Below are 4,734 nucleotides of genomic sequence, written 5' to 3' on the forward strand. Positions count from 1 at the left end.
TTTCCTCGCCATCCATGGGGTGGGCGGGGTCTTTTTCCCGGGTTTGCGGGGCCGCATCGTCCGGCGGGGCGGTGTCCGGCAGTTGCTCGGCCGCCCAGGCCAGGCCCGGGGTCAGAATCAGTGTTTTTAGTATTGTTTTCATGGTTCTGATCATAGCGCTGTCGAGCGAAAGGGGGAATCGGTTCGCACTTTTATCGCCCTGTTGAGTGTCAAGGCGGGTCAATACGCGGGCGACAGGGTGAAGAGCCATTGAGGCAACCTCCGAAACGGGTATGCTGATGCGCTTGATCTAAAAAGGCGGTAAGACCTGCATGGCGCAACACGATGCACAACCATTGGCGATGGCCTGCTGGGATTTGTCCTGGCTGCTGCAGCGCGATATTCGCGATGGCGCCTATGCTTCGTTGGAGCGCGTGTTGGACGAAACCCAGCAGCGGGGTTTCAATGCCTTGCGCCTGGACCCCTGCCCCCACCTGATCGCGACCCCGGAAAGTGGCATCCATATGGATCGCTGCGAGCTGATGCCCCAGGGGCTGCCGGCGACCGAGGTGAAGATACGCCATCAACTTCAGCAGGTGCTGCAGTCGGCCCACGAGCGGGGGCTCAAGGTCTGGCTCAGCAGCCGCTTTATCAACGACAGCCGTGCCCGCCGTTCCTTTGTGCGCCGCCCGGAAGATTTTGTCAGGGTGTGGAGTGAGACCTTGGCGCTAATCGAGCAGTGGGGATACCTCGGTGACGTAGCCGGGCTGGATTTCTGCTACCAGTTTCCGTCCTTGCCTTATGCCCACGGGGTGGCCCGGCGGGTATTCAAGCGTTCTCCGGAACGGCCGCTGCCATCGCACTGGTCCCCTGCCGCCGGGGAGCGGCTGGAAGATTACCTGCGCGAGATCCCCCGTGCCCTGCACGCCCTGTTCCCCTCGGTGCCGGTGGGGCTGAGCACCACGGTGGCGCTGAGCGAGCAGTTCCGGCAGCTGGATACCAGTGAGCTGGATTTTCTCGATTTCAGTGTCTGGCTGGATGATGACCCGCGCTACCGGCTGGCCAGCGGCGAAGCCCTGCCTGCCTCCGGCCTGCTGGGCAGGCTGGCCAACCCCATGAAGCAGCTGCTGCTGGATGCCGGCGGCATGCACTGGCAGCGACGGCTGGAAGATCAGTTGCAGCGGCGCATGGCATTCACCCGCCTGCGCCGCCTGCAACCGGTGATAAGCGAAGGTTTTGTGCGCCAGCCACCGCATCTGCGCAAGCTGCCCACCGGGTGGGCGGATCTGCATGAAATGATGGTGGTCAATGCCCTGACCCAGGGCGTGCAAGCGCTGACGCCCACGTCGCTGGCGTGCCCCGGTTACCCCTGGTTATGGCAGGAAGAGGAATACCTGGCGCACCTGAATCACCTGATTCTGTCTGGCTCGTCGTAGCTGGACGCTACCCACCCCAAGCTTACAACGCAGGAAGAATTTGTGATTTGCCATTACGGCAAATAGCGCGCCCATCGTGTTTGGGCGCGGTGCCGAACGTTGCAGGTCTGGGCGGCCGGGGTTCGTGTTGTAGCTTGGGGCGTGTAGCGTGCGGCGCCTCTCTTTCCTACACCGTTAACGCCTTCAGTCGCTGCCGATAAATCCGTGCAAACTCCTCCGGGTCCTTGCTGCCCTGCCCTTCACTGTGGTCGGACACCGGGCCGGCCAGGCGAGACAGCCAGAAACGCAGGGCCGCCACGGCCAGTGCTTCGCACAGGCGGCTGTGGTCCACGCTGCGGCCTTGATCCCGGTAGGCAGATAACAGGGCCAGTTCCCGTTCGGGTGCAATCTGGCCATGGGGGTCCACACACCAGTCGTTGAGGGCCACCGCCAGGTCGTACTCCGGGTGGTCCAGGCAGGCATTGTAGAAATCCAGCAGGGCGCTGATCTGGCCGTCTTTCCACAACAGGTTGTCGCGGAACAGGTCGCCGTGGATCAGCGTGGTGCCGGCGGGCTGGGCCAGCCAGTCGTGCAGCAGGGCGGCGGCGGTGTCGCGCTCGGCCTCGGGTAGTTTGTGCAGGTGGTCGGCAAAGCCGTGCAGGCGCTCCCGTTCGCTGGGCAAGGGTTGCAGTGCGGCGGTGTCGCTGGCGTGCAGCCGCGCCAGCAAGGTGCCCACTTGTCGGCTGCGATCCGCATCCACGGCAAAATCGTGCTGGCCGGGCAGACGTGGCATCAGCACTGCGGGTTTGCCCGCTACCGTGATCTGGTCTTTGCCGTCGGCATCCGGCAGGGGCGCGGGGACCGGCAGGTGCTGTTCCGCCAGCTGCTCCAGCAGGGTCAGGTACGGTGCCAGGGCCGGCGCGCTCAGGGACTCGAACACGGTGAGCACCAGTGGGCTGGGCTGGCCATGGCGATCGCCGGCCTCGATCAGAAAGGTGCTGTTCTCGATGCCGTGGCTGGCGGCGTGATAATCGCGCAGCTGGAAACCGAACGGCTCCAGCACCTCTGCCAATTGGGCGGGGCTGAGCGGGGTGTACACCGACATCACAATCCTCGTTGTTGATGAAAAAAGGCCGCAGATGACCAGACTCTGCCCGCAGGCAATGGTATAACAGGCCGTCGATGCGTATCAGCAAAGCGCATAATCCCAACAATAACAAAAGGACGACAGACAATGCGTTACTGGATGCTTTTCGGGTTGTTGTTCAGTCCCGCTCTGTGGGCGGACCCGGTAGCCCATTATCAGGATCAGCGTTCTGCCTATGTGGCCGGCAACCTGATGCACCTCAATCTCGATTATGACAGCCGGGAGGTAACCCCCACCGGGGTTGGCCTGCGCCTGGGCGGCATGGTCAATCCCTACTGGGGGGTAGAGCTGCGCGCGGCCACCGGGCCCTCGCCGGACACCTACCGGTCGGAAAACAGTCGCAACAAGGTCGACTATAGCGTGGACCATGTGGGCGCGTTGCTGGCCACGGGCCGTTTCCCCTTCAAGTCCCCGGTGAAGCTGCCCTATGTGGAGAACCTGTTCGTGCAGGGCTTTGCCGGCATTGCCGATGTGAAAGTGAAAACGGTGACGCGCAAGTGCAACGCCCTGGGCTGCCGTGATGATACCGCCCGCAATGACGACACCAGCCTGGCGTTCGGGGCGGGCGTGGGTTTACGCACGGAATTCAATCTGGGGCTGACCCTGGAATACATGCAATACATTGATGAAGAGTACCTGACCGTCACCGGCATCGAAGGTGGCCTGGAATGGTATTTTTAGACAACGCCTGACGCTTGAAGCCTGATGCCTGAGGCAAAACCGGTAATGCCAAGCCCGCAGAAGATGCGGGTTGTCTGGTGTTAGCGTGTTGCGTTTGGCGTCATGCGTCTGGCGATCAGCATAAGGAGACCCCATGAATCCAGTTGTTTTTGAGCGGGCAACAGTACGTGCCCTGATGACGTTGCCCGGTCCGGTGCTGGAACGTTTTGCCGTCGGACTGGAAACCCACAGCCGCTCACACCTGGATTCGCGATTGCGTTTTCTGCTGGCACTGAGCGGTGCCAAGCCGACTCTTAATTCGGGCACGGTGGAGCAAGCCCGGCGTAATTACCGGGACATGATTGCGCTGTTGGATGTGGCGCCGGTTCGCCTTCCCGTGGTGGTGGATCATCAGGTCACAGTGGATGACGGCAGCCAGATTCTGGTGCGCCGCTACCGTCCGGCGAATGCGCCCCGAGTCGCCCCTGCCATTCTGTTTTTCCATGGTGGCGGTTTTACCGTGGGCGGCGTGGAAGAGTACGACCGGTTGTGTCGCTATATCGCTGACCGCACCGATGCGGTGGTGTTGAGTGTGGATTACCGGCTGGCCCCGGAGCACCCTGCCCCGGCCGGCATGGATGATTCATTCGCCGCCTGGCGCTGGTTGCTCGACAACACCGCCCAGCTGGGCCTGGACCCGCAGCGCCTGGCGGTGATGGGCGATAGCGCCGGTGGTTGCATGAGCGCGGTGGTCTCTCAGCAGGCGAAGCTGGCAGGGCTGCCTCAGCCGGCGTTGCAGGTGTTGATTTACCCGACCACCGACGGGGCCCTGGCCCACCCTTCCGTGCAGACGCTGGGCCAGGGCTTCGGGCTGGACCTGCCCTTGCTGACCTGGTTTCGCGGGCATTTCATTCAGGACCCGGCGGTGATCGAAGATTATCGGGTCTCGCCGTTGCGCAACCCGGACCTGGCCGGTCTGCCCCCGGCAATCATGATCACCGCCACTGACCCGTTACGCGACGAAGGGCTCGAGTACGCCGAAAAACTGCGCGCCGCAGGCAACGCCGTAACTTCGCTGGATTACCCAAAACTGGTGCATGGATTCATTTCCATGGGCGGGGTGATTCCGGCAGCCCGCAAGGCGTTGAATAATATTTGTGATGCCACCGCAAAGCAGCTTTAAGGCAGTGACGAGCGGCTAGCTGTTAGCCACGAGAAAAAGATTTAACTAGTCGCTCGAAGCTAGTCGCTCGAAGCTGCTTTTTCAAAACTCCCCCACAAACTGGTTATAAAACTGCCGCGCGGTGCGCCCGGAGCGTACGCCCTTCTCCATGGAAAAACGCCGGGCCCGCACGTGCAGTTGTTCCCGGTCACGCACCTCGCCGAACAGGTGATCGACGATCTCGAAATACTGCGCCTCGTTGATCGGATAAAAACTCAATCCCAGGCCAAACCGGTCGGACAGGGAAATTTTTTCTTCCACCACATCGCCATGGTGCAGCTCCCGGTTCACCACCTGGGTCTGCTCGTTGT

Annotated in this window: 5 protein-coding genes; 3 read left to right on the forward strand and 2 right to left on the reverse strand. The window is 62.0% G+C overall.

All coding sequences use genetic code 11. The features are described 5' to 3' along the window. The first annotated feature begins 311 nt into the window (after positions 1 to 311). On the forward strand, positions 312 to 1,415 hold the full coding sequence (locus tag A3754_RS17520; RefSeq protein WP_063520734.1) for a cellulase-like family protein: 1,104 nt from the start codon (positions 312 to 314) through the stop codon (positions 1,413 to 1,415). Between the two features lie 166 nt (positions 1,416 to 1,581). Here A3754_RS17520 and A3754_RS17525 read toward each other — a convergent pair whose 3' ends face one another. Further along, positions 1,582 to 2,499, reverse strand: coding sequence for a homoserine kinase (locus A3754_RS17525; RefSeq protein ID WP_063520735.1), 918 nt, complete (start codon positions 2,497 to 2,499; stop codon positions 1,582 to 1,584). Positions 2,500 to 2,628: 129 nt separating this feature from the next. On the opposite strand from A3754_RS17525, the gene A3754_RS17530 reads away from it, so the two are divergent. Then, positions 2,629 to 3,222 carry an outer membrane beta-barrel protein gene (locus A3754_RS17530; RefSeq protein WP_063520736.1) on the forward strand — a complete coding sequence of 198 codons (594 nt, stop codon included), beginning with the start codon at positions 2,629 to 2,631 and terminating at the stop codon, positions 3,220 to 3,222. 133 nt (positions 3,223 to 3,355) lie between these two features. Next, the gene (locus A3754_RS17535) at positions 3,356 to 4,384 is read left to right on the forward strand and encodes an alpha/beta hydrolase (RefSeq protein WP_063520737.1); all 1,029 of its coding nucleotides are present in this window, start codon (positions 3,356 to 3,358) and stop codon (positions 4,382 to 4,384) included. 81 nt (positions 4,385 to 4,465) lie between these two features. On the opposite strand, the gene A3754_RS17540 is transcribed toward A3754_RS17535, so the two are convergent. Then, positions 4,466 to 4,734 (reverse strand): DUF815 domain-containing protein (locus A3754_RS17540; RefSeq protein ID WP_156497053.1); only part of this gene is annotated, 269 nt, incomplete at its 5' end.

Source organism: Alcanivorax sp. HI0083 (assembly GCF_001635175.1).

What these genes read in the sequence shown, in the direction of transcription:
- A3754_RS17520 (WP_063520734.1), top strand. Translation starts at nt 312, where the DNA reads ATGGCGCAACACGATGCACAACCATTGGCGATGGCCTGCTGGGATTTG.
- A3754_RS17525 (WP_063520735.1), bottom strand. Translation starts at nt 2,499, where the DNA reads ATGTCGGTGTACACCCCGCTCAGCCCCGCCCAATTGGCAGAGGTGCTG.
- A3754_RS17530 (WP_063520736.1), top strand. Translation starts at nt 2,629, where the DNA reads ATGCGTTACTGGATGCTTTTCGGGTTGTTGTTCAGTCCCGCTCTGTGG.
- A3754_RS17535 (WP_063520737.1), top strand. Translation starts at nt 3,356, where the DNA reads ATGAATCCAGTTGTTTTTGAGCGGGCAACAGTACGTGCCCTGATGACG.